The organism is Pseudomonas sp. 6D_7.1_Bac1 (assembly GCF_025465945.1).
Lineage (GTDB): Bacteria > Pseudomonadota > Gammaproteobacteria > Pseudomonadales > Pseudomonadaceae > Aquipseudomonas.
The window spans coordinates 38,880-63,567 of the sequence record NZ_JANLNW010000022.1 but is presented as its reverse complement, the minus strand read 5'-3'; the positions used below and the strand labels follow the sequence as shown (position 1 = coordinate 63,567).

Sequence of the window (24,688 nt, the reverse complement as noted above, 5' to 3'; positions counted from 1 at the left end):
GCAGCCCCCCCCCTCGCACCCACACTAGATTTGCAGCGTTTGTGCGTTAATCTGACTTTTCATTGCTGGCTGCCGAGCTTTCCATGCCTGACCTGCTTGACCGTTACCCGCTCACGGCGGGCACCTATCACGAACTGCTCGACGACAGCGGCGCCGTACGTCCGCACTGGCGACGGCTGTTCGATCAGTTGCAACGCAGCACGCCGGCGCAACTGGTACAGCGGCAGGCGTTGCTGGCACGGCAGATTCAGGAAAACGGCGTCACCTACAACGTCTACGCCGACCCGAAAGGTGCCGACCGCCCGTGGGAACTGGACCTGTTGCCCCATGTGATTGCGGCGGATGAGTGGCAGCAGTTGTCGGCCGGGATCGCCCAGCGTGCGCGCTTGCTCAACGCGGTACTGGCAGATTTATACGGTCCGCAGCGCTTGATTGCCGAAGGCCTGTTGCCGGCAGAGCTGGTGTTCGGTCATAACAACTTCCTCTGGCCCTGTCAGGGCATTCAACCGCCGGACGGGGCCTTCCTGCATCTGTACGCGGTGGACCTTGCGCGCACTCCCGATGGGCGTTGGTGGGTGACAGCTGACCGGACTCAAGCGCCGTCCGGTGCCGGTTATGCGCTGGAAAACCGCACCATCGTGTCGCGGGCATTTCCGGAGTTGTACCGCGATTTGAAGGTGCAGCACCTGGCCGGGTTCTTCCGCACCTTGCAGGAAACCCTGGCGCGTCAGGCGCCAAGCGCTGATGACGTGCCGCTGGTGGTGCTGCTGACGCCGGGGCGCTTCAACGAGAGCTATTTCGAGCACCTGTATCTGGCCCGCCAGCTGGGTTATCCACTGGTTGAGGGCGGCGATCTGACGGTGCGTGATGCCACGGTCTACCTGAAAACCCTCAGCGGTCTGCGTCGGGTTCACGCGATCATGCGGCGGCTCGATGATGATTTCTGCGATCCGCTGGAGTTGCGCACCGACTCGGCCCTCGGCGTACCGGGCCTGCTTGAAGCGGTGCGGCAGGGGCGGGTGCTGGTGGCCAATGCCCTGGGCAGCGGTGTGCTGGAATCGCCAGGGTTGTTGGGCTTTCTGCCGAAGATCAATCAATTCCTGTTCGGTGAAGAACTGATCCTGCCGTCCATCGCCACCTGGTGGTGCGGCGAGCCTCCGGTGCTGGCGCAGGCCCTGGAAAAAATGCCTGAACTGCTGATCAAACCGGCGTTTCCTTCGCAAAGCTTTGCCCCGGTGTTTGGCCGTGACTTGAGTGAAAAACAGCGCCAAAGCCTCGCCGAGCGCATGCAGGCTCGACCTTATGCCTATGTGGCGCAAGAACTTGCGCAGTTGTCCCAGGCGCCGATCTGGCAGGCTGAAGACGGGCAGTTGCAGCCCCGCGCCATTGGTATGCGTGTTTATGCGGTGGCCAGCCAAGAGGGCTACCGGGTGCTGCCCGGCGGTTTGACCCGAGTGGCGGCTGAGGCCGATGCCGAAGTGGTGTCGATGCAGCGCGGCGGCGCGAGCAAAGACACCTGGGTGTTGGGTGAACGCACGCCATTGGGCGAGCATTGGAAAACCCAGCGAACCATCGGCGTGCACGATCTGGTGCGACGCGATCCCTACCTGCCGTCGCGGGTGGTCGAGAACCTGTTCTGGTTCGGGCGTTATTGCGAGCGCTGCGACGATAGCGCGCGACTGCTGCGAATCATGCTCACGCGCTACGTCGATGGCGACGATCCGCAAGCCCTGCAGGCTGCGGTCGATCTCGGCGAAAGCCTGATGCTGCTGCCCGACGAGGGTGAATTGCCCGAACGTTTGCTCGCGGCATTGCTTGGCGATGACTGGTCGTTCAGCCTGCGTTCCAACCTGCAACGCTTGCAGTGGGCGGCGTCCCAGGTGCGCGGCAAGCTCTCGCGAGAGAACTGGCAGGCGCTGGTGGAATTGCAGCGCGAAGCAGCGGAACTGGAAACCGAAGAGCCGGATTTTGGCGAGTTGCTGGATTTCTTGAACCGCTTGGTGATGTCACTGGCGGCGCTGTCGGGCTTTGCGCTGGACGACATGACCCGCGACGAGGGCTGGCGCTTTTTGATGATTGGTCGGCGGATCGAGCGCTTGCAGTTCCTGAGCAGCAGTCTGGCGGCGTTCCTGCGCGGTGCGGGGGCGTTTGATCAGGCGGGACTGGAATGGCTGCTGGAACTGGGCAACAGCAGTATCACTTACCGTTCCCGTTATCTGGCAGTGGCGCAATTGATACCGGTGCTCGACCTGTTGCTGCTCGATGAGCAGAACCCCCACGCGGTGCTGTTTCAGCTGAAGCTGGTGACCCGCACCCTCAAGCGGTTGAACGACGATTTTGGTGCGCCGCGTGAGTTGGCGTTGTCCGCGCTGGTGGAGCGTCTGGCGCAATTTGATCTGGGTTGCCTGGAGAACTCGCTGTTCGGCGAAACCAGCGTCCGCGCGGCCCTTGATGGTCTCGCGGATCTGCTGCAAGAGGTCGCTGATGTCAGCAATCAGGTGTCTGATCGCCTGGCGTTGCGGCATTTCGCCCATGTCGATGATGTCAGCCAGCGCACGGTGTCCGTCTGATGAGCGCCCATTACCAGATTCTCCACGACACCCATTATCACTACGACAGCCCGGTGTCCCTGGCCCAGCAACTCGCCCATTTGTGGCCGCGGCCCTGCGCCTGGCAGCGCTGCACCGAGCAGCACTTGCAGATCAGCCCGGAGCCGACTTCGCGTCGCGATGAACGGGACGTGTTCGGCAATCCGCTGACCCGCCTGGCCTTCGAAAGGCCTCACGACGAATTGCTGGTCAATGCGCGGCTGACAGTCGAAGTGCTGCCCCGACCGTTGCGCGATTTCAGTCAATCGCCGGCCTGGGATATGACGCGCAGCGCGTTGACCTACAGCAGTCAGCCGATTTCTGCGCCGTTGTTGGAGGCTTGTCGCTATCGGTTTGAATCGCCGTATGTGCATTTGAAAAGCAGCTTCGTCGAGTTCTCCGAAAGCTGTTTTCCGCTGGGCCGTCCGTTGATGCTGGGGGTTCAGGCGTTGATGGAGAAGATTTTCAGCGAGTTCACTTTCGACGCCGAGGCGACGCAGGTCGCGACCCCGCTGGTGGAAGTGCTGGAGCGCAGGCGTGGGGTCTGTCAGGACTTTGCGCACCTGATGCTGGCGTGCGTGCGCTCCCGAGGATTGGCGGCGCGCTACGTCAGCGGCTACCTGTTGACTCAGCCACCACCGGGGCAGCCACGTTTGATCGGCGCCGACGCGTCCCACGCCTGGGTCTCGGTGTTTTGTCCGGTGCTGGGCTGGGTTGATTTTGACCCAACCAACAACGTGCAACCGGCGCTGGAGCACATCACCCTGGCCTGGGGCCGGGACTTTTCCGATGTGTCGCCATTGCGCGGGGTGATTCTGGGTGGGGGTAGCCATGACCCGGAAGTGCGGGTGACGGTGATGCCATTAGGGGTGTGATGTAGATCTAGTGTGGGGATGGGGTATTTCAGAGTGGTCTGTGAGGGTCAGCAGCTTCACTGCTGACCCTGGACACAGATCCGGTGGGCCTGATCAGATAATCCGGCCCTGAGGGTCTCAGGCGTCGGGCGCCTGATCTTTCGGTGCTTCAACAGCATCTTCTGCGGCCACTTCACCTTCTGCTTCCGGGTTCAGTGCTGCTGCTTCTTCTTCAGCTGTAGCTTTTTTGCGCTGAAGCTTTTCCTCTTTCTTCTGCTCCTTGGCCAAGTCTCTCTGACGTTTGGCGAAGGAATAATTAGGTTTAGCCATGGGCGATCCTCTGGGGTCGAAGGTGAGGTTGAGCGGCGCGTATTCTGCCTTTAAACGGGGGGCAAGGGTTAGCTGGGTTTTTGCCCGGACCATTTTGGCTGCACCACCGGTTGCCAGGCATCGAGCGCGTCGAGCAGTGCCTGAGGCGATTCGCTTGTTTGCAGCATGTCACGGTGATGCTCGCGAACGAAGCCCTCGCCGACGACGTGATCAAGAAAAGCCGTCAGTTTGCTGTAGAAACCGTTCACTTCCAGCAAACCCAGCGGTTTGCCGTGGTAACCGAGCTGACCCCAGGTCCAGACTTCGAACAGCTCTTCAAACGTGCCGAGGCCGCCTGGCAGAGCGATGAACGCGTCACTCAGCTCGGCCATGCGCGCCTTGCGTGCGTGCATGCCGTCGACCACTTCCAGGCGTGTCAGACCGATGTGGCCGATTTCCTTGTTCTTCAGGCTTTCGGGAATGATTCCGATCACTTCGCCACCCGCCGCCAATGCGGCATCGGCAACGATCCCCATCAAGCCGACGGCACCGCCGCCATACACCAGCGTCAGCTTACGCCGGGCCAACTCCTGACCAAGGGCTATCGCCGCTTCACGATAAGCGGGATCAGTGCCCGTGCTGGCACCGCAAAATACACAAACAGACGCTAATGACATGCCTTACTCCGTGGTCAGTGACACCCCCAGAATAATGGCTGACGTTGGGTGCTCCAAGGGTTAATCCTTGCGGCGGGGCTTTTCACCGGTGCCGTCATAGGTGCCGCTGGCGCCACAGGCGTAGGCGGCGAGCAAACTGCACAACAGGCTATTGATGGACATGACAGGCGCTCCAGAGTGGGGGTGACGAGCCGATCATAGGTGTGCACCAGGCGTCTGGCTGGTTAATTGTTTCGATCAATGTCATAGCCTGAAAGTTGTATACAATTCTTGATGCAAGTCATAGGAACTTCCGAAAATTTCAGGCAGTCTTTACGCCATTCGGATTTTGTTAACCCTGCCTTGGAGATTCACCATGTTTGCCAAACTCGTTGCGGTATCCCTGCTGACACTGGCCAGCAGCCAATTGATGGCTGCAGAGTGCAAGGTCGATGTCGACTCCACCGATCAGATGTCCTTCACCACGAAGGAGATCACCATCGACAAGAGCTGCAAAACCTTCACCGTCAACCTGACCCACTCCGGCAGCTTGCCGAAGAATGTCATGGGCCATAACTGGGTGCTGAGCAAAACCGCAGACATGGCAGGCATCGCTGGCGACGGCATGGCCGCCGGCATCGACAAGAACTACCTGAAAGAAGGCGACGCGCGCATTATCGCCCACACCAAAATCATCGGTGCCGGCGAGAAAGACTCGGTGACCTTCGACGTGTCGAAGCTGACCGCAGGCGAAAGCTATCAGTTCTTCTGCTCGTTCCCGGGCCACAACTCGATGATGAAAGGCGCTGTTGTCCTGAAGTAATCCGGACCACCGCGTTATCGTTCTTCGCGAGCAGGCTCGCTCCCACAAGGTCTGCTGTGTGGCAGAGAGATAGCCTCCACACCGAAGATTCCTGTGGGAGCGAGCCTGCTCGCGATGGCGCCTTCAGTATCGACACATGGCTGACGGCCAAAGAAAAGCCCGCTGAGGATCGACTCCTCAGCGGGCTTTTTCGTTCATTCACTTCTTATGGCGCGAACGGCATCACGCGCTTGTGATGGGTCTTGCGGTACGTATCGCAGATGATCTTGAACGCCTCTTCACGCACCGGCTCACCGTGCAGGAACGCATCAATCTCGGCGTAGGTCACGCCGTGGGAGGCTTCATCCGGTTTGCCGGGGGAGAGGTCTTCAAGGTCGGCCGTGGGGATTTTTTCCACCAGCGACTCCGGTGCACCGAAGCTGCGGGCGATCGCTCGGACCTGGTTTTTCACCAGGCCGCTCAGCGGTGCGAGGTCGCAGGCGCCGTCACCGAACTTGGTGAAGAAGCCCATTACCGCTTCGGCCGCGTGGTCGGTGCCGATCACCAGGCCATGGGCGGCACCGGCGATGGTGTATTGCGCGACCATGCGCATCCGCGCCTTGGTGTTGCCCAGCACGAAATCCACCGAAACCGCGTGTTTACCTTCGAAGGCCGCGACTTCATTGGCCAGCGATTTGACCGCCGGGCCGATGTTCACGGTGTGGCGCTCATCCGGGGCGATGAAATCCACTGAGGCTTGCGCATCGTGTTCATCGAACTGGGTTTCGTACGGCAAGCGTACGGCGATGAACTTGTAGCTCGTATCGCCCGTGCGCTCGCGCAATTCGCGCACGGCACGCTGGGCCAACAGGCCGGCAGTCAACGAGTCGACGCCGCCGCTGATGCCCAGCACCAGCGTCTTGAGCCCGGAATTGACCAGGCAATCCTGGATGAAGGTAATCCGCCGCGCGACTTCAGCCTCCAGGGCTGAATGATCGGCGAAGGGCGGTTGGACGTTGAGCTGTTCAGCAATCTCACGCTGTACGGCTTGCATGAATTCACTCCTTGCTAGGGTTGCCAGAGAGGGCGGCAGGTACTTGAAACACATGTCGCAAATAAGCGACGAAATTCGGGTCTTTGCAGTGCGTCTTGCCTGCTTCATCGGAAATCTTGGCGACGGGTTGACCATTGCAGGCCGCCATTTTAAGCACGATGCTCATCGGCTCGACACCTGGAATATCGCAGGTCAGGTTGGTGCCAATACCGAAGCTGACGTTGATTCGACCACGCAGCGCCCGGAATATCTCCAGCGACTTGGGCAGCGTCAGGCTGTCGGAGAACACCAGCGTCTTGCTCATCGGCTCGATCCCGAGCTTATGGTAGTGGGCAATGGCTTTTTCGGCCCAGGCAATCGGGTCCCCGGAGTCATGGCGCAAACCGTCGAAGAGCTTGGCGAAGTACAGATCGAAATCGTTGAGGAAGGCATCGGTGGTGATGCAATCGGTCAGGGCGATCCCCAGCAGGCCACGGTATTCGCGAACCCAGCAATCGAGGGCGGCGCTCTGGCTGTCGATCAGGCGCGGGCCGAGTTGCTGGTGGGCCATGATCCATTCGTGAGCCATGGTGCCGAGCGGCTTCATGTCCAGCTCGCGGGACAGGTGCACGTTGCTGGTGCCGACAAAACGTCCGGGGAAATCGTGCTTGAGCACGTTCACCACTTCTTCCTGCACTCGGTAGGAAAAGCGCCGACGGGTGCCGAAGTCCGCGACTTGCAGGTGCGAGAGTTCATCGGCGCTGGCATTGGCGCTCAACCAGTCGAACTTGCGATAGAGCTGCTCGCGGGCCTGCTCCATGACGATTTCACGGTAGCGATAGCGGTTGCGCACTTCGCTGACGACCGCCAGCAGTGGCACTTCGAACAGAATCACGTGTAACCACGGCCCGCGCAGACGGATGAACAGTTCGCCGTTCTCGATGCCGGTGTGGATGTAACGCAGATTGAAGCGGAACAACCCGAGAAAACGCAGGAAGTCCGGTTTCAGGAAGCTGATGCGTTCCAGAAAGCTCAGCTGATCGGCGCTCAGGCTCAATTCAGCCAGACGCTCGATCTGAAAACGAATCTCCGCCAGGTACGGGCGCAGATCCTCACTGTTACGGCAGCGGAACTCCCATTCGACTTCAACGTTGGGGTAGTTGTGCAGCACCGCCTGCATCATGGTCAGTTTGTAGAAGTCGGTGTCGAGCAAGTTCTGCACGATGCGATCGGCAAACACACTCTCGCTCATAACGGGAATCTCCATGCTGGTCGCCGCTGATGGCCGCGACGTTTCAGCTGTTTCAATGAATGGGGCTAGTGGCGCATATCAGTAGTGGGTATTGCCAGTGTTTTTTAACGCTGGAGGTCTCTGTGGCGAGGGAGCTTGCTCCCGTTGGGGCGCGAAGCGGCCCTGAATTCGGCCGTGGCGTTTTCTCAGGAGGAATGCATGCACTGTTTTGCGACGGCTTCGCCGCCGAGCGGGAGCAAGCTCCCTCGCCATAGGTTTTGTGCATGCCTTCAATTCTAGGGGGCGTCCGGGCTGTCTATTTGCTCCAGCATCCATGTCACAAAATCCCGCACCTTGGGCACTTCCGCCGAGTGTTCGGGGTAGGCCAGGTAATACGCATCGCTGCTGGGCATCGCGTGTTGCCAGGGAATGACCAGTTTGCCGTCGGCCAATTCTTCTTCCACCAGAAACCGTGGCAACAGGGCGACGCCGCAACCGACTTGCGCTGCGCGAATGCACATATAAAAGGTTTCGAAGCGCGGGCCGTGATAGCTGTGCTCGGTCTGGTAACCCTGACTGTCGAACCAGTCGTGCCAGGCCTGGGGCCGCGAGGCGCTTTGCAGCAGCACCAGATCGCTGAGTTGGGTCGGGTCGGTGAAGGGCTGCTCCGGCAGGCTGCCCGGCGCGCAAACCGGCACCAGCTCTTCACCGAACAGTTTCAGGCATTCGGTGCCGGGCCGCGAACCCTGGCCGAAATAGAACGCCAGATCGCTGCGCCCTTGCAGCAGGTCGTCAGCTTCCTGTTCGGTACACAGGTCCAGATGGATATGGGGATGGCGCAGGCGCCAGCCTTTGAGGCGTGGCACCAGCCAACGAGCACCGAAGGTTGACGGCGTGGACACGCGCAATACTTCGGTTTCGCCGCCATAGGAGCGCAGGTAGTGGGTCGACATCTCGACTTGCGTGAGGATTTTTCGCACTTCAACCAGGTACAAATCCCCGGCCGGGGTCATTTGCAAGCGTCGGCGCACCCGGCGAAACAGCAGGTGCTGCAGCAATTCTTCGAGTTGCGCGACCTGCTTGCTCACGGCGCTCTGGGTCAGGTTCAGCTCTTCGGCGGCGCGGGTGAAGCTCAGGTGACGAGTGACCGCCTCGAAACACTGCAGCGCGGTGATCGATGGCAAGTGGCGTTTATTCAGCATGGGTGGGCCCTTGTTCTTGTTACAACGCTTTGCATGAATAAACGGAATGATATCTCGCTTAATCGTCGTTTGTTGGCAAGTCTCGGGGCGGCTACAACTATAGGCCTGAAGCGCCGCGTCAGCGGGCTGTGAATTTTCTGCTTTTCACGTTGAAGGAGTGACCCATGGTTGCCGCATTGCTTGATCGTTTGGGTGTGAACCCGGCCCTGTACCAGAACGGCAAACAGCCCGTACATTCACCGATCGACGGCAGCCTGATTGCCTCCGTGAACTGGGAAGGTGCCGCGCAAGTCGAGCAGCAGGTCAGTCGCGCAGAGCATGCGTTCGACCTGTGGCGCAAGGTCCCGGCGCCGCGTCGCGGTGAGTTGGTGCGCCAATTGGGCGACATTTTGCGTGAGTACAAGGCTGATCTGGGTGAGCTGGTGTCCTGGGAAGCCGGCAAGATCACTCAGGAAGGCCTGGGTGAAGTTCAGGAAATGATCGACATCTGCGACTTCGCCGTCGGCCTGTCCCGTCAGCTCTACGGTTTGACCATCGCCTCCGAACGTCCGGGCCACCACATGCGTGAGTCCTGGCATCCGCTGGGCGTGGTCGGGGTGATCAGTGCATTCAATTTCCCGGTCGCGGTCTGGGCCTGGAACACCACGCTGGCGCTGGTGTGCGGCAACGCGGTGATCTGGAAACCGTCAGAGAAGACTCCACTCACCGCACTGGCCTGCCAGGCGCTGTTCGAGCGCGTATTGAAGAATTTCAGCGATGCGCCGCAGTACCTCAGCCAGGTCATCATCGGTGGCCGCGATGCCGGTGAAGCGTTGGTGGACGACCCGCGTGTGGCCTTGATCAGCGCCACCGGCAGCACCCGCATGGGCCGTGAAGTGGCGCCGAAAATCGCCGCGCGTTTCGCCCGCAGTATTCTGGAGCTGGGCGGCAACAACGCCATGATCCTCGGCCCAAGCGCCGACCTCGACATGGCCGTGCGGGCGATTCTGTTCAGTGCGGTGGGCACCGCCGGTCAGCGTTGTACCACCCTGCGTCGCTTGATCGCCCACGAGTCGGTCAAGGAAGAGATCGTCACCCGCCTCAAGGCTGCCTATTCCAAGGTGCGCATCGGTCACCCGCTGGAAGGCAACCTGGTCGGCCCGCTGATCGACAAACACAGCTTTGAAAACATGCAGGACGCGCTGGAACAAGCCTTGAGCGAAGGCGGCCGGGTGTTTGGCGGCAAGCGTCAGCTCGAAGACAAATTCCCGAACGCCTACTACGTTTCGCCGGCCATCGTCGAAATGCCAGAGCAGAGCGATGTGGTGCGCAGCGAAACCTTCGCCCCGATTCTGTACGTGGTTGGCTACAGTGACTTCGCCGAAGCGCTGCGCCTGAACAACGCTGTGCCACAAGGCCTGTCATCGTGCATCTTCACCACTGACGTGCGTGAAGCCGAGCAGTTCATGTCGGCGGTGGGCAGCGACTGCGGCATCGCCAACGTCAACATCGGCCCGAGCGGTGCGGAAATCGGTGGGGCCTTTGGTGGCGAGAAAGAAACCGGCGGCGGTCGCGAGTCCGGCTCCGATGCGTGGCGCGGTTACATGCGCCGCCAGACCAACACCGTCAACTACTCGCTGGAGTTGCCGTTGGCCCAGGGCATCACGTTCGACTGAACACGTCTCGTGAGCCTGTGAAAGTCCCCTGTGGGAGCGAGCCTGCTCGCGATAGCGTCTTGTCAGCCAACATCGTCGTCGACTGACAGATAGCAATCGCGAGCAGGCTCGCTCCCACATTGGGAATGTGTGTGGTGGTTAGGTTTCTGATCGGAGTCTGGCAATGCCGTTACGCGAAGAATGCTTATGGGAAAAACTGACGCCGCAACGGCCTGATCGGGCGGCGCTCAAGGGCGAGGTGACGGCGGACGTTTGTGTGATCGGCGCCGGTTTCACGGGTTTATCAGCGGCCGTGCATTTGCTGGAGCAGGGCAAAAGTGTCTGCGTGCTGGAGGCCAAGCGCTGCGGGCAGGGTGGCTCGGGGCGTAACGTCGGGTTGGTGAACGCCGGGATGTGGATTCCCCCGGACGAAATCGAAGCCGGGTTCGGCGAAGCGATCGGCAGCCAACTCAACCGCATGCTCGGAGCGGCACCCGCTTTGGTGTTCAGCCTGATCGACAAGTACAACATCGATTGCCAGCTACGCCGCGAAGGCACGTTGCACATGGCCCACAACGCCCGTGGCGAAGCCGATCTGCGCAGTCGTGAAGAACAATGGAAACGCCGCGGTGCGCCCGTGGAGTTGTTGACCGGTGCCGTTTGCGAACAAGCCACCGGGACCAAAAAGATTGCCGCCGCATTGCTTGACCGCCGCGCCGGCACACTTAATCCAATGGCCTATACCAGTGGTCTGGCCAAGGCTGCCGCAGACCTGGGTGGTCAGCTGTTCGATCATTCTCCGGTGACCCGACTTGAACGTCAGGGCCAACGCTGGTCGGTGCAAACCGACGCCGGCTCGGTCATGGCCGAGCAAGTGGTGATCGCCTCCAACGCCTACACCGAAGGCGACTGGACCGAGTTGCGGCGCAATTTCTTCCCCGGTTACTACTACCAGGTAGCTTCCGCGCCGCTGACCGAAGACGCCGCGCAGCAGATATTGCCCGGTGGCCAGGGTTCCTGGGACACCCGTCAGGTGCTCAGCAGTATTCGCCGGGACAAAGACGGTCGCCTGTTGCTCGGCAGCCTGGGCAATGGCAATCAGAAACCGACGTGGTTCCTCAAGGCCTGGGCCGATCGGGTTCAGCAGCATTACTTCCCTTATCTCAAACCGGTGGATTGGGAGTGCACCTGGACCGGTTGCATCGCGTTTACCCCCGATCACTTGATGCGTTTGTTCGAACCGGCGCCCGGTTTAGTGGCAGTGACCGGTTACAACGGCCGTGGCGTGACCACCGGCACGGTGGTCGGTAAAGCCTTCGCCGATTACTTGTGTAACGGAAATCCTCAGGCGCTACCGATTCCCTTCGCCCCCATGCAGCCATTGGCCGGGGTGGGCTTGCGCAGCTGTTTATACGAGGCCGGGTTTTCCCTCTATCACGCGGGCCAGTGCCTGCGGATTGTCATTTAAGAGAATGAAATTGTTGCTGGGAGCGGCGCTTTTGCGCGCAGCGACTAGCCTGTAATGGTGCGTGTTGTAGCAGTTGCGCACCGGCAGTGTGCAGTTCGGTGACGCACGCTGTTACAGGCTGGTTGCACGTCGTTTCGGGTAGCGGTTGCAATGATGGCGCGCGGAGGTTGCGCCTTTTAAAAATAATGGTTTCACCTTCCGCGGTTTAGACGGTTGCACGCCCAATAAAAAAGGGCCCGAAACAGTCGAAATAACAATAAAGCAGCGACTTTTTGAAGAATAAAAAACCGATGGCACGCCACTTGCTCTGCGCTTGTAGCTGAATCAAAGCTTCCGCTGAAGTTGCTGTGCTAACTAAAAAACCTCAGGAGCACCTCACATGTCGCAGATGTTTTACAAGAAAGGTTTTCTGGCACTCGCAGTCGCTACTGCATTGGGTGTTTCTTCGTTTGCTCAGGCTGATGTCAAAATTGGTGTGGCAGGTCCGATGACCGGTCCTAGCGCTTCCTTTGGCTTGCAATACATGAAAGGTGCGCAAGCTGCGGCGGATGCCATCAACGCCAAGGGCGGCATCAACGGCGAAAAAATCGTACTGGTCCAGGGCGATGACGCCTGCGAACCGAAACAGGCTGTGGCTGTCGCGAACAAAATGGTACAGGACAAGGTTATCGGCGTTGTCGGGCACTTCTGCTCGTCGTCGACCATCCCGGCTTCTGAGGTCTACTCCGACGCAGGCATCATCGCAATCACTCCGGGTTCTACCAACCCGGCAGTCACCGAGCGCGGCCTGCCCGCCATGATGCGTATGTGCGGGCGTGATGACCAGCAAGGTATCGTCGCGGGTAACTACATCGTCGACGTCCTGAAAGGCAAGAAAGTTGCCGTCATCAACGACAAAGACACCTACGGTAAAGGCCTGGCGGACGCGACTGCCAAGCAGTTGACCGCGCGTGGCGTGAAACCGGTGCTTGAGGAAGGCCTGACCCGTGGCGAGAAAGATTTCAGTGCCGTGATCACCAAGGTCCGTTCGGTAGGGGCCGACGTCCTTTACTTCGGCGGCCTGCATCCGGAAGCTGGCCCACTGGTCCATCAATTGCGTGAGCAAGGTCTGAAAGACGTCAAGTTCATGTCCGATGACGGCATCGTGACTGACGAAATGGTCACGACTGCCGGTGGTGCTCCTTACGTCGACGGCGTGTACATGACCTTTGGCGCTGACCCGCGTCTGATTCCAGACAGCAAGGCTGTCGTGGAAACCTTCCGCAAGTCCGGTTACGAGCCTGAAGGCTACACCCTGTACGCCTACGCTTCGGTACAGGCCCTGGCTGCCGGCTTCAACGGTGCCAAGACAAACAAAGGCGAAGACGCTGCTAAATGGCTGAAAGCGCATCCGGTGGAGACCGTGATGGGCAAGAAGGAATGGGATACCAAGGGCGACCTGAAAATCTCCGACTACGTGGTTTACCAGTGGGATGCTGCGGGCAAATACCACCAGCTGGAAAAACAGAAGTGAGATAAGCGCATCGCCAGGCCTGGGTCTCTCGACATAAATCCAGGGGCGCAGGCCCGGCGTTGGTCATGGGTTCTGCAATCGTGCCGACCCGGTATTTTCTTCTGAGCCACATGAACCTGGCCAGGTGCGCCTCACAAGGGCTCATCGACACCGGGTTCGCGGTGGCCTCTCAAGTTAGTGAGAGTGCATGATGGACGGTATTTTCCTGCAACAAGTTATCAACGGTCTGACTCTCGGATCGGTCTACGGCCTGATCGCCATCGGCTACACAATGGTCTACGGCATCATCGGCATGATCAACTTCGCCCATGGCGAGGTTTATATGATTTCCGCGTACCTCGCGGCGATCAGCCTGGCCCTGCTGTCCTGGTTCGGTGTCGAATCCTTTCCGTTGTTGATCCTGGGCACCCTGCTGTTCACGGTCTTCGTGACCGGCGTGTATGGCTGGGTCATTGAACGCATCGCTTACAAACCGCTACGCAACTCCACCCGACTGGCACCGCTGATCAGTGCTATCGGTGTTTCCCTGATCCTGCAGAACTACGCACAGATCGCTCAGGGCTCACGGCAACAGGGTATTCCCACGCTGCTGAGCGGTGGGCTGAGATTCGAAATCGGCACCGGGTTTGTGCAGATCACCTACACCAAGATCTTCATTCTGATCGCGGCGTTTGTCGGGATGGCCCTGCTGACCTACGTCATCAAATACACCAAGTTGGGGCGCATGTGTCGTGCGACCCAACAAGACCGCAAGATGGCCTCGATCCTCGGGATCAACACCGATCGGGTGATCTCCTACGTGTTCATTATCGGTGCCGCCATGGCTGCGCTGGCGGGTGTCCTGATCACGGTGAACTACGGCACCTTCGATTTCTACGCAGGCTTCGTGATCGGTATAAAGGCCTTCACCGCTGCGGTGCTCGGCGGGATTGGTTCGCTGCCTGGCGCCATGCTCGGCGGGATCATTCTTGGCGTTTCCGAGTCGCTGTTTTCCGGCGTGATCAACTCTGACTACAAGGACGTCTTCAGCTTCTCGCTGCTGGTACTGATCCTGATTTTCCGTCCTCAAGGCCTGTTGGGTCGCCCACTCGTGGCGAAGGTATAAGTATGTCCGACGCTAATAAAAACACTATCGATGTCAAAAAAAGCCTGATCGACACGGTTCTGGCCGGGTTGATTGCCCTGATTGTCTTCGGCCCGATCGTGGGCGTAGTGCTTGAAGGTTATAGCTACAACCTGCAGCCGACACGTGTGGCCTGGATGGTCGGGGCGGTGATGATCGGGCGTCTTGTCTTGAGCCTGTTCATGCAGACCGCCAGGGGCGTGAAGGTCCAGCAAAGCTTCGAGGTCGTCGGCTCAGGCGTGCATGTGTTGCCGCCTGATTTCAAGTCGCGGCTGCGCTTGATCATTCCGGCTTTGATCGTGATCGCTATCGTGTTTCCGATCTTCGCCGACAAGTACCTGCTGACGGTGGTGATCCTGGGCTTGATCTACGTGTTGCTGGGCCTTGGCCTGAACATCGTGGTCGGTCTGGCTGGTCTGCTCGACCTGGGTTATGTGGCGTTCTATGCCATCGGCGCCTATGGCCTGGCGCTGGGTTATCACTACCTTGGCCTGGGCTTCTGGACCATGTTGCCGCTGTCGGCACTCATGGCGGCGATGGCCGGATGCATACTCGGCTTTCCGGTCTTGCGCATGCATGGCGACTACCTGGCCATCGTGACCCTGGGCTTCGGTGAAATCATTCGCCTGATACTGACCAACTGGCTGTCCTTCACGGGCGGGCCTAACGGTATGCCGGTGCCATCACCTTCGGTTTTCGGTATCGAGTTCACGCGTGTGGCGAAGGATGGCGGGATACCCTTCCATGAATTCTTCGGGACTGAATACAACCCGAACGTAAAGTTCATGCTCATCTATGGCGTGCTGTTCCTCGTGGTGATGCTGGTGCTGTACATCAAGCATCGTCTGACGCGCATGCCGGTCGGTCGTGCCTGGGAAGCTTTGCGCGAAGATGAAATCGCCTGCCGTGCCATGGGCCTGAATCACGTACTGGTCAAGCTCTCGGCCTTTACTCTGGGGGCTTCCACCGCCGGTCTGGCCGGTGTGTTTTTCGCCAGTTATCAAGGCTTCGTCAACCCGACCTCATTCTCGTTCTTCGAGTCGGCCTTGATCCTTGCCATCGTCGTGCTCGGCGGCATGGGTTCGACCGTCGGGGTGGTGATCGCGGCGTTCGTGCTGACTGTCGCCCCGGAACTGTTGCGCAGCTTCGCGGAATACCGCGTGTTGCTGTTCGGCATCCTCATGGTACTGATGATGATCTGGAAACCGCGTGGCCTGATTCGGATCAGCCGTACCGGTGTGACTCCGCGTAAAGGTGCCTTGACTGAGAGGAGCGCGCCATGAGCGAAGAAATCGTGCTGAAGGTCGAGAACCTGATGATGCACTTCGGCGGCATCAAGGCCTTGAGTGACGTCAGCCTGGAGGTCAAACGCAACTCGATCTTCGCGTTGATCGGCCCCAACGGTGCGGGCAAGACCACGGTGTTCAACTGCCTGACCGGTTTCTACAAGGCCTCTGGCGGGCGTATCGAACTCAACACCCGTGGTGTGAAGACCAACGTCATCAAGATGCTCGGGGAACCGTTCAAGGCGACCGATTTCGTTTCGCCGAAAAGCTTCATCAACCGGCTCCACTACAAGATGTTCGGTGGTACTCACCTGATCAACCGCGCCGGCCTGGCGCGGACCTTCCAGAACATTCGCCTGTTCCGGGAAATGTCGGTGATCGAGAACCTGCTGGTGGCCCAGCACATGTGGGTCAACAGCAATTTGCTGTCCGGCATTCTCAACACCAAAGGCTACCGCAAGGCCGAAAGCGATGCCCTGGACCATGCCTTCTATTGGCTGGAGGTGGTCGATCTGGTGGACTGCGCCAACCGCCTGGCCGGTGAGCTTTCCTACGGCCAGCAACGGCGTCTGGAAATCGCCCGGGCCATGTGCACCCGGCCCAAGATCATTTGCCTGGACGAACCGGCGGCGGGCCTCAACCCGCAGGAAACCGAGGCGCTCAGCGCGATGATTCGACATCTGCGCGACGACCACGACATTACGGTGGTGCTGATTGAACACGACATGGGCATGGTAATGAGTATTTCCGACCACATCGTGGTGCTGGACCACGGCAACGTGATCGCCGAGGGTGACCCTCAAGCGATCCGCAACGATCCGAAAGTGATTGCCGCCTACCTGGGTGCTGACGAAGAGGAGCTGGTATGACTCAACCGATCCTCGAACTGAAAGAGATCGACGTGTTCTACGGACCGATCCAGGCCCTGAAAAAGGTCTCATTGCACATCAACGAAGGGGAAACCGTCAGCCTGATCGGCTCCAACGGTGCCGGCAAATCCACGCTGCTGATGTCAATCTTCGGCCAGCCACGGGCCGCCGACGGACAGATCGTCTACCGCGGCGTGGACATCACCCACAAGTCGTCCCACTACATCGCCTCCAACGGCATCGCGCAGTCGCCGGAAGGGCGGCGGGTGTTCCCCGACATGACGGTCGAGGAAAACCTGCTGATGGGCACGATCCCGATTGGCGATAAGTTCGCCACCGAGGACATGCAGCGCATGTTCGAGCTGTTTCCACGGCTCAAGGAACGGCGCAATCAGCGGGCGATGACGATGTCCGGTGGCGAGCAGCAAATGCTCGCCATTGCCCGGGCGTTGATGAGCCGGCCTAAATTGCTGCTGCTCGACGAGCCGAGTCTGGGATTGGCACCGATCGTGGTGAAACAGATCTTCGCCACCCTGCGCGAACTGGCGGGCACCGGCATGACCATCTTCCTGGTCGAGCAGAACGCCAACCACGCGCTCAAGCTATCGGATCGAGCCTACGTGATGGTCAACGGTCAAATCCGCCTGAGCGGCACAGGCAAGGAACTGCTGGTGAACGAAGAGGTGCGTAACGCCTATCTCGGCGGTCACTGAGTTCTCTGCTGAAGCCTCCAGCCCCGACGAGCAATCGCCGGGGTTTTTTTATATATCCAAAACGCCACCTATCCCCTGTGGGAGCGAGCCTGCTCGCGATAGCGGCCCGTAGCAGCTGCCGAGCCTGCGAGGCTGCGTTCGGCTGCGAAGCAGTCGTTGAAGCTGGTAGCGCGCTCTTTCAGGCAATCCGCGTACGCAGGATTTGCGAGGACTTCGTCCTCGAACGCAGCCTCGCAGGCTCGGCAGCTGCTACGGAAGTCGATGTTTTCAGGTATCCACAGGTGTTTGCGAAAAATGTGGAAAACAATATTCTCAACCTGTTAAAGCGCGACATAAAGCCGCTGCAAATGGCTGTTTTTCCACAGTTTTGACTTGTCCCCGTTTGCTGTGGAGCTGGCTGTGGGTAACATGGGTGCAACTGTCTGAAGGCCTTTAACGGCGTGGCTTTCATGGCTGTGGTTGTTTTTTGATCAGGCGTTTTTTCGTGGCCTTGAGTGAGCCTTGTCAACCTTTTTGTTGCCGGCGCCCACCGGCTGAAAAGTCATTGCGCAGCCTGTGGATAAGTCTGTGGTTAAACTCTGGAAAGACTCGGCAAAGGGCCGTAATGACTGGCGTGGAGCCATCGCCTCTGTGACTGAACGGTCGCACAGGCGGATGCTGGCTACACTTGTCAGTGCCCAGGTCAAGCAAAAAACTTTCAAATCAGCCCGCAAAGCCTTGTGGATAGCGCGCCTCAAGGTTTGTACTTGCCCCCAAAGACTGTGGACGGGGCTGTGGATAAGGTGCGTGCAGTTGGCTGCAAGCCACAGAGGCCATGGCGCTGGCGAGGTTGATCGTTTTTTGCACAGCGTACATGACAGAATTTTCATTTTCGCGGTTTTGGGTTCAGGTACTCTGCGCGCCTTGGCGCCCCCGAATGGGCGCTCGTCATTTGACGACATGGAGCAATTGCATGACCGATAGTCCCGCCTTTGCTCCTGCCGAGCCCGTCGCCCCGATGCGCCGGCTGCACCAACGAATTCGCTACCACCTGGCAGTGATGGATCTCGGTGGACGGGGGCTGGTATTGATCGGCGGGCTGCTATTGCTGGCCTGGATCAGTTCCGGTATCTACAAGGTTCAGCCGGATGAGCAGGGCATCGTGCTGCGGTTCGGGCGCTGGCAGCAGACCGCCGAATCCGGGCTGCACTATCACTTGCCCTATCCTGTCGAAACCGTCCTGTTACCCAAAATCACTCAGGTCAATCAGCTGCAACTGGGCACCAGTACCAGTGTGCAGAGCGCGGCGAGCAATGGCGCGCGCGACAAGCAGATGCTCACCGGGGACGAGAACATCGTTGAAGCCGATTGCACGGTGTTCTGGCGGATCAAGGACGCGCGGCTCTACCTGTTCAAAATCAGCGACCCGGAGCGCTCGGTGAAGCTTGCGGCCGAAAGCGCGCTGCGCGAGGTCATCGGGCGTACGCCCATTCAGTCGGTGATGTCGGATAAGCGCGCGCAGATTGCCGATGAAACCCGAGACTTGCTGCAGCAATTGCTGGACCACGAACAGGCCGGGATTCTCATCACTCAGGTGCAATTGCAACGGGTCGATCCGCCACCACAGGTGATCGATGCGTTCAACGATGTGCAGCGTGCCCGCGCCGACCAGGAGCGCGCACGCAACGAAGCCGAAGCCTATGCCAATGACGTGATTCCCCGTGCCCGCGGTGACGCATCACGCATCACCCAGGAAGCCGAGGCCTACCAGACTCAGGTCGGCAACCTGGCCGAGGGCGAGGCCAAGCGGTTTCTCTCGGTCTACAACAGCTACGTGCAATCCAAAGACGTCACCGCCTGGCGCCTGTACATGGAAAGCATGGATGAAGTGCTGAAAAAAGCTTCCAAAGTCATCATCGACTCTTCCGGCAAGGGCATGTCCGGCGTGGTGCCTTACATGCCGCTGAACGAGCCGGGCAAACCGGTGCAGAAGGACGCCCGACCATGACCGTAAAACTCAAATGGCTGGTGGTGGCACTGGGGGCCGTCGCGCTCTGGGCGTTGGCGGCTTCGGCGTATGTAGTCGATGAGTCGCAACAGGCACTGATCATCCGTTTTGGTGCGCCGATGGGCGTGGCCGGGGAGCCGGGGCTCAAGTTCAAGGTGCCGTTCAGTGATTCCATCGTGTTCTACGACAGTCGCTTGCAGACTTTGTCGTCACCGGTCGAACAAGTCATCCTCGGCGATCAGAAACGTATCGAGGTCGAGACCTATACGCGTTTTCGCATCAACGACCCGCTGCGTTTCTATCAGACGGTCGGAACGCTGGATCAGGCCAATGCGCAACTGACACAAATGGTCAGCTCCTCGCTGCGCCGAAAGCTGGGCGAGATATCGCTGCGTTCGTTGTTGTCCACGGACCGTCAGCAGGAAGTCGCGATCATCGAGAAGGACGTTGCCGACAAGGCCAGGGCACTGGGTATCGACGTGACAGAAGTGCGTTTGCACCGCGCCGACCTGCCGCTGGAGGCCAGTCAGGCGATTTACGACCGGATGAAGTCCGAGCGCCAACGCGAAGCCAAGGAGCTGCGCGCACAAGGGTTTGAATGGGCCCAGCAGATCCAGGCCAAGGCCGACCGTGATCGCACGGTGCTGTTGTCCGAGGTTCAGCGCCAGGCGGCAATCACCCATGGTGAAGCGGATGCGGCGGCCAACCAGATCCTCTCCGCGGCGTTCAGCAAGGACCCTGAGTTCTACAAGTTGTACCGCTCGTTGCAGACCTACCGTCAGGCGCTGTCTGACAGTCAGCCGATGCTGGTGCTGACGCCGGATGCGGAGTTTCTCAAGCAGTTCCGGACCGGGCCGGCAACGAGCAGCGGCAGGTAGCCTGCGCCATGAGCGACCTTCCAGCAGACCACCGGGCGTTCAGGCAGCGTCTGACGCGCTTGTTCGCGACCATGGGCCCGGGGCTGGTGGTGATGATGGCCGACACCGAAGCCGGCAGCGTGATCACTGCTGCGCAAAGTGGCGCGCAGTGGGGCTATCGCTTGTTGCTGTTGCAGTTTCTGCTGGTGCCGTTGATGTTTATGGCCCAGGAGCTGACGGTGCGACTGGGCTTGTGCACCGGCAAAGGCTATGTGGAATTGGTTCGCCAGCGATTCGGCCGGGCGCTGGCAATGATCACGGCCATCGTCTTGCTGATCAGTTGTTTTGGTGCGCTGGTGACGCAGATGAGCGGTCTGGTAGGCGCCGGCAGCCTGTTCGGTATTCCGGGCTGGCTGATTTTGCTTACGCTGGTGGTGTTCATTCTCGGCATGGTGCTGACCGGTTCATATCATTCGGTCGAGCGTGTGACCCTCGCAGTGGGGTTGTTCGGCCTGGCGTTTCTGGTGATGGCGCTCAAGGCAAAGCCTGACGCTCAGCAGATGCTGCACGACATTGTCCGGATGCCACTCAACAATCCTGACTATCTGTACTTGCTGGCGGCTAACCTTGGCACCAGCGTGATGCCGTGGACGGTGTTCTATCAGCAATCGGCGCTGATCGATAAAGGCCTTGGTGCCGAGCATCTGCCACTGGCGCGAATCGATACGCTGGTCGGCGCGGTGTTTTGCCAGGTGCTGACGGCATCCATCGTGATTGCTGCTGCGGCGACGCTGGGCGGGCATGGGGAAGGACTGGAAAGCATCGCTCAGATCGGCGAGGCTTTTGGCGCCTTGATCGGCCCGACCTGGGGAAAACTGGTGTTCGCCATCGGACTGGCCGGCGGTGCCCTGGTGGCAACCATCGTGGTGTGTCTGAGTGCGGTTTGGGCGGTGGGTGAGGCGCTGGGTGTGCGTCATTCGCTGGAGCAACATCCGCTGGATGCACCGTGGTTCTACGGTCCCTTTGCGCTGCTGCTGGTCGTCGGGGCATTGCTGGTGGGTTCCGGTGTGAACCTGATCCGCTTGTCGATCGCGGTCGGGGTGCTCAATGCACTGTTGATCCCCTTGATATTGCTGTTTTTGTTCTTGCTGGCGCGCAGTGTGCTGCCGCCGGCACATCGCTTGCGCGGACGTTATGCGCTGACAGTCGCTGTCATCTTCACGCTGACCTCGGGGCTTGGGCTGTATGCCGGGCTGAGCGGGGCGCTGGGGTGATGCTCCCATGACGCATTCTCTTGCCGGGAAACCGCTCGATGTTATTTGAAGGTGCGCTGCACGCGCTGAGCATGGTCTTTCAGGTGTTCCTGCTGGACCTGGTGCTGTCCGGTGATAACGCGTTGGTGATTGCCATGGCCTGTCGCGGGCTGCCGCCGGATCAACTCAAGCGGGCCGTGTTGATCGGCACCAGCGGCGCCATCGTCCTGCGGGTGTTGCTGACCACCCTGACCGGCTGGTTGTTGCTGGTGCCGTGGCTCAAGTTGATCGGTGCGGTGCTGTTGTTGGTGATTGCAGTACGGCTGTTGACTGAGGAAGAGGCCGACGAAGAGGGCAATCTGTCCGGCAGTTCGCCGCAGACCTTGGGCGGCGCAGTGGTCACGGTGCTGACCGCCGACCTGATCATGAGCATGGACAACGTGATCGGGTTGGCGGCAGTGGCTCAGGGCAGCGTCTTTTATCTGGTGCTGGGGCTGGTGTTGAGCGTGCCGCTGCTGATGTTCGGCAGCCTGCAAATCAGCCGGCTGTTGCAGCGTCAGCCGTTGCTGGTGGTGATTGGCGCGGCGCTGTTGGGTTATATCGCGGGGGACATTGCGGTCTCTGATCCGGTGGTGGTGGGTTGGGTCAACAGCCAGTCGCCAGCGCTCAATCAGGTGGTGCCGCTGTTGTGCGCGGTGTTTGTGGTCCTTCAGGCCCGTATCATTCGTCGACAGCGTGCGCGGTTGCCCAAGCCGGCCGTCAGGCAGCGGGTTATGCCAGTTGTTGCGTTTCAAACGCAGGTCAGCCCCCCGGTTGTGTTGCCTGTGGTGACGCCCGAGGTCCAACTGACTGCTGCGCCTGCGATTGAGGCGACCGGTGATGAGTCGCCTCGGCGTCTGGCTCGGTGGTTTGGTGGCTACAGTGGCTGGGTGACGGTATTGGCGGGGCTGGTTGGCATTTTCGCGGTCAGTGCGGTGTTGTATAGCCTGGTGGGCGGTTTGTCGGGTGGTTTGCTTCCTGCGCCGCAAAAGGATTATGTGTATGTCTGCACTGGGGCCAGCACTACTGTTTACTATCGGCCCGGTGGCAGCACGATCCGGCTTGTCACGGGCGGCGGTGAAGCCACCGGTTACGTGAGGTACAAGAAAATCCTCTGGCAGAATCCGCAGAGCGCCCTCAAGGAGCTGCACCTGACGCCCCCCAGCGAGATCGAAAAAACCAGTCCCACGGTCGTCACCCTCAATGGCGGCAGCTTCTCGCAGATCCAGTGCACGCGCAGCCCGTGACCTGAGCGTCGATGACCCGGTTGCCGCTGTGCTCCGCGCCGGGCATGCTGCCTGTTGATTTCATATTCCAATGGCTGCGTTTGAGCCCAAGTGAGGAGAACACGATGTCCAACACACTGTTTATTACCGGCGCGACCTCCGGTTTTGGTGAAGCCTGTGCCCGTCGTTTTGCCGAGGCCGGCTGGAAACTGGTGCTGACAGGTCGTCGTGAAGAGCGTCTGAATGCCCTGTGCGCCGAATTGTCGAAGCAGACCGAGGTCCATGGCCTGGTGCTCGACGTGCGTGACCGCAAGGCCATGGAGGCGGCGATTGCCAACCTGCCGCCGTCGTTTGCCACGTTGCGCGGGCTGATCAACAACGCAGGCCTGGCCTTGGGCGTAGACCCGGCGCCCAAGTGCGATCTGGATGACTGGGACACCATGGTCGACACTAACATCAAAGGCCTGATGTACAGCACTCGCCTGCTGCTGCCACGCTTGATCGCCCACGGTCGCGGTGCCGGGATCATCAACCTCGGTTCCATCGCCGGCAACTACCCGTACCCGGGCAGCCACGTGTATGGCGCGACCAAAGCCTTCGTCAAACAGTTCTCGCTGAACCTGCGCTGCGACCTGCAAGGTACCGGTGTGCGCGTGAGCAACATCGAGCCGGGCCTGTGTGAAAGCGAGTTCTCGCTGGTGCGTTTTGCCGGCGACCAGGCTCGCTACGACGCCACTTACGCGGGCGCCGAGCCGATCCAGCCGCAGGACATCGCCGAGACGATCTTCTGGGTCCTCAACGCTCCCGCGCACATCAACATCAACCGTCTGGAATTGATGCCGGTGAGCCAGACCTGGGGTGGGTTTGCGATCGACCGCAGTAGCAAGGCGTAAGACCGAGTAGCGGCCAATCGCGAGCAGGCTCGCTCCCACAGGGGATCTGCTAACACCAGAGATCAAATGTGGGAGCGAGCCTGCTCGCGATGGCGTCAAATCGGCCAAAACATGGCATAAGGTACACTCCTCCTCGAAACCCCCACCGCAAACCGCGGTTTCAAGGGTTTCAGAAGGAGGAAATGTGAGTAACCGAGGTGAGCAGGTACTGCTCAAACAATCGACCATCCTGATGTTCGCCGTGGCGATCGCCGCGATCGTCACGGGTTTTTTTTCTGGCTCCCAATCGATTCTGTTCGATGGGTTTTTTTCTCTGATCGCGACCTTCATCAAGGTCTTGATGTTGATCACCGCCAAGCTGATCGCCAAGGAAAGTAACCAGCGCTTCCAGTTCGGCTTCTGGCACCTGGAACCAATGGTGTTGTTGATCGAAGGCAGCTTTCTGTTGCTGATTGCGATCTATGCCTTTCTCAGCGGTATGTTCGGCATCATCAACGGTGGCCGCGAGATCGAACTGAGCCTGGTGATCCCTTTTGCGGCGGTGCTTAGCGTCGTCTGCTTCGGTTATTTCTTCTACGTTCGTTATCGTAATCGTACGTTGAAGTCCTCGCTGATCCAGTTCGACAACATCAGTTGGCTGGTGGATGCGATGCTCTCGATCGGCTTGCTGGTGAGCTTCCTCACCGCGTTGCTGCTCAAGTCGTACGGCTATGGCGCGTGGGCCGCTTACGTCGACCCGTCGATCCTGATCATGCTGGCCCTGAGCATGCTCGCGCCGGCCTTAAAAATCCTCAAGCCAGCGTTACGCGATGTGCTGGGGATTGTCCCGGATCAGTTAGATGACAAGGTTCGCCAAGTGATGGACGAGGCCAAGGCCGAGCATGGTTTTGCCGACTACATCTCGTATGTGCAGAAGCACGGGCGGGCGCGGTTTATCGAGATTCACGTGGTGTTGCCGGCGGATTACCGGCTCGATGGCGTGGCCACACTGGATGAACTGCGTGACCAGATTTCGGCGAAGCTCGGCAAACCTGATGCGGCGCGTTGGCTGACCATCAGCTTTACCGGTGATCGCAAGTGGATTGCTGGCTGAAGACCGCGTCGCTGCCATCGCGAGCAGGCTCGCTCCCACAAGGGCACCGTTGAACCTGT

21 protein-coding genes are annotated in these 24,688 nt (G+C 59.6%); 16 read left to right on the top strand and 5 right to left on the bottom strand.

Annotated features, from left to right (window positions below):
* The first annotated feature begins 83 nt into the window (after positions 1-83).
* The gene (locus tag NTD87_RS06865) at positions 84-2,570 is read left to right on the top strand and encodes a circularly permuted type 2 ATP-grasp protein (RefSeq protein ID WP_262112805.1); all 2,487 of its coding nucleotides are present in this window, start codon (positions 84-86) and stop codon (positions 2,568-2,570) included.
* Complete coding sequence (locus NTD87_RS06860; protein ID WP_262112804.1) at positions 2,570-3,463, top strand: transglutaminase family protein; 894 nt, start codon at positions 2,570-2,572, stop codon at positions 3,461-3,463. The genes NTD87_RS06865 and NTD87_RS06860 overlap by 1 nt, the downstream gene beginning before the upstream one ends.
* A 117-nt stretch (positions 3,464-3,580) precedes the next feature.
* On the opposite strand, the gene NTD87_RS06855 is transcribed toward NTD87_RS06860, so the two are convergent.
* Together NTD87_RS06855 and NTD87_RS06850 are read right to left on the bottom strand one after the other, a co-directional pair.
* Positions 3,581-3,772 (bottom strand): hypothetical protein, encoded by a 192-nt coding sequence (locus NTD87_RS06855; protein WP_262112802.1) that lies wholly within the window; start codon positions 3,770-3,772, stop codon positions 3,581-3,583.
* A gap of 68 nt (positions 3,773-3,840) precedes the next feature.
* The gene (locus NTD87_RS06850) at positions 3,841-4,428 is read right to left on the bottom strand and encodes a TIGR00730 family Rossman fold protein (protein WP_262112800.1); all 588 of its coding nucleotides are present in this window, start codon (positions 4,426-4,428) and stop codon (positions 3,841-3,843) included.
* A 355-nt stretch (positions 4,429-4,783) separates the two neighbouring features.
* On the opposite strand from NTD87_RS06850, the gene azu reads away from it, so the two are divergent.
* A complete protein-coding gene (azu, locus tag NTD87_RS06845; RefSeq protein ID WP_262112799.1) occupies positions 4,784-5,230 on the top strand; it encodes an azurin in 447 nt (148 codons plus the stop codon).
* 205 nt (positions 5,231-5,435) lie between these two features.
* Here the strand turns inward: azu and nadE are convergent, their stop codons facing one another.
* From nadE to NTD87_RS06830, 3 genes are all read right to left on the bottom strand, one after another.
* A complete protein-coding gene (gene nadE / locus NTD87_RS06840; protein WP_262112798.1) occupies positions 5,436-6,263 on the bottom strand; it encodes an ammonia-dependent NAD(+) synthetase in 828 nt (275 codons plus the stop codon).
* Between the two features lie 4 nt (positions 6,264-6,267).
* A complete protein-coding gene (pncB, locus tag NTD87_RS06835; RefSeq protein ID WP_262112797.1) occupies positions 6,268-7,494 on the bottom strand; it encodes a nicotinate phosphoribosyltransferase in 1,227 nt (408 codons plus the stop codon).
* A gap of 275 nt (positions 7,495-7,769) precedes the next feature.
* A complete protein-coding gene (locus NTD87_RS06830; RefSeq protein ID WP_262112796.1) occupies positions 7,770-8,675 on the bottom strand; it encodes a LysR family transcriptional regulator in 906 nt (301 codons plus the stop codon).
* A gap of 164 nt (positions 8,676-8,839) precedes the next feature.
* Between NTD87_RS06830 and NTD87_RS06825 the strand changes: the two genes are divergently transcribed.
* The 13 genes from NTD87_RS06825 (at position 8,840) to NTD87_RS06765 (ending at position 24,629) form a co-directional block, all read left to right on the top strand.
* Positions 8,840-10,330: an aldehyde dehydrogenase family protein gene (locus NTD87_RS06825; RefSeq protein WP_262112795.1), complete on the top strand. Its 1,491-nt coding sequence runs from the start codon at positions 8,840-8,842 to the stop codon at positions 10,328-10,330.
* Between the two features lie 163 nt (positions 10,331-10,493).
* The gene (locus NTD87_RS06820; RefSeq protein ID WP_262112794.1) at positions 10,494-11,777 is read left to right on the top strand and encodes an NAD(P)/FAD-dependent oxidoreductase; all 1,284 of its coding nucleotides are present in this window, start codon (positions 10,494-10,496) and stop codon (positions 11,775-11,777) included.
* Positions 11,778-12,156: 379 nt separating this feature from the next.
* Entirely contained in the window at positions 12,157-13,290 is a 1,134-nt protein-coding gene (locus NTD87_RS06815; protein ID WP_262112793.1) for an ABC transporter substrate-binding protein, read from the top strand.
* A gap of 190 nt (positions 13,291-13,480) precedes the next feature.
* On the top strand, positions 13,481-14,395 hold the full coding sequence (locus NTD87_RS06810) for an ABC transporter permease subunit (RefSeq protein ID WP_262112806.1): 915 nt from the start codon (positions 13,481-13,483) through the stop codon (positions 14,393-14,395).
* 2 nt (positions 14,396-14,397) lie between these two features.
* Positions 14,398-15,696, top strand: coding sequence for a high-affinity branched-chain amino acid ABC transporter permease LivM (gene livM, locus NTD87_RS06805; RefSeq protein WP_262112792.1), 1,299 nt, complete (start codon positions 14,398-14,400; stop codon positions 15,694-15,696).
* Positions 15,693-16,568 carry an ABC transporter ATP-binding protein gene (locus tag NTD87_RS06800; RefSeq protein ID WP_262112791.1) on the top strand — a complete coding sequence of 292 codons (876 nt, stop codon included), beginning with the start codon at positions 15,693-15,695 and terminating at the stop codon, positions 16,566-16,568. The genes livM and NTD87_RS06800 overlap by 4 nt, the downstream gene beginning before the upstream one ends.
* Positions 16,565-17,281, top strand: a complete 717-nt coding sequence (locus NTD87_RS06795) for an ABC transporter ATP-binding protein (RefSeq protein WP_262112790.1) — start codon at positions 16,565-16,567, stop codon at positions 17,279-17,281. The genes NTD87_RS06800 and NTD87_RS06795 overlap by 4 nt, the downstream gene beginning before the upstream one ends.
* Before the next feature lie 952 nt (positions 17,282-18,233).
* Positions 18,234-19,268, top strand: a complete 1,035-nt coding sequence (hflK, locus tag NTD87_RS06790) for an FtsH protease activity modulator HflK (RefSeq protein ID WP_262112788.1) — start codon at positions 18,234-18,236, stop codon at positions 19,266-19,268.
* Positions 19,265-20,146 carry a protease modulator HflC gene (gene hflC / locus NTD87_RS06785; protein ID WP_262112786.1) on the top strand — a complete coding sequence of 294 codons (882 nt, stop codon included), beginning with the start codon at positions 19,265-19,267 and terminating at the stop codon, positions 20,144-20,146. The genes hflK and hflC overlap by 4 nt, the downstream gene beginning before the upstream one ends.
* A gap of 8 nt (positions 20,147-20,154) precedes the next feature.
* Complete coding sequence (locus NTD87_RS06780; protein ID WP_262112785.1) at positions 20,155-21,399, top strand: NRAMP family divalent metal transporter; 1,245 nt, start codon at positions 20,155-20,157, stop codon at positions 21,397-21,399.
* Between the two features lie 38 nt (positions 21,400-21,437).
* Positions 21,438-22,664, top strand: a complete 1,227-nt coding sequence (locus NTD87_RS06775) for a TerC family protein (RefSeq protein ID WP_262112782.1) — start codon at positions 21,438-21,440, stop codon at positions 22,662-22,664.
* Between the two features lie 104 nt (positions 22,665-22,768).
* Positions 22,769-23,536, top strand: a complete 768-nt coding sequence (locus NTD87_RS06770; RefSeq protein WP_262112781.1) for an SDR family oxidoreductase — start codon at positions 22,769-22,771, stop codon at positions 23,534-23,536.
* Between the two features lie 184 nt (positions 23,537-23,720).
* A complete protein-coding gene (locus tag NTD87_RS06765) occupies positions 23,721-24,629 on the top strand; it encodes a cation diffusion facilitator family transporter (protein ID WP_262112780.1) in 909 nt (302 codons plus the stop codon).
* Positions 24,630-24,688 lie beyond the last annotated feature (59 nt).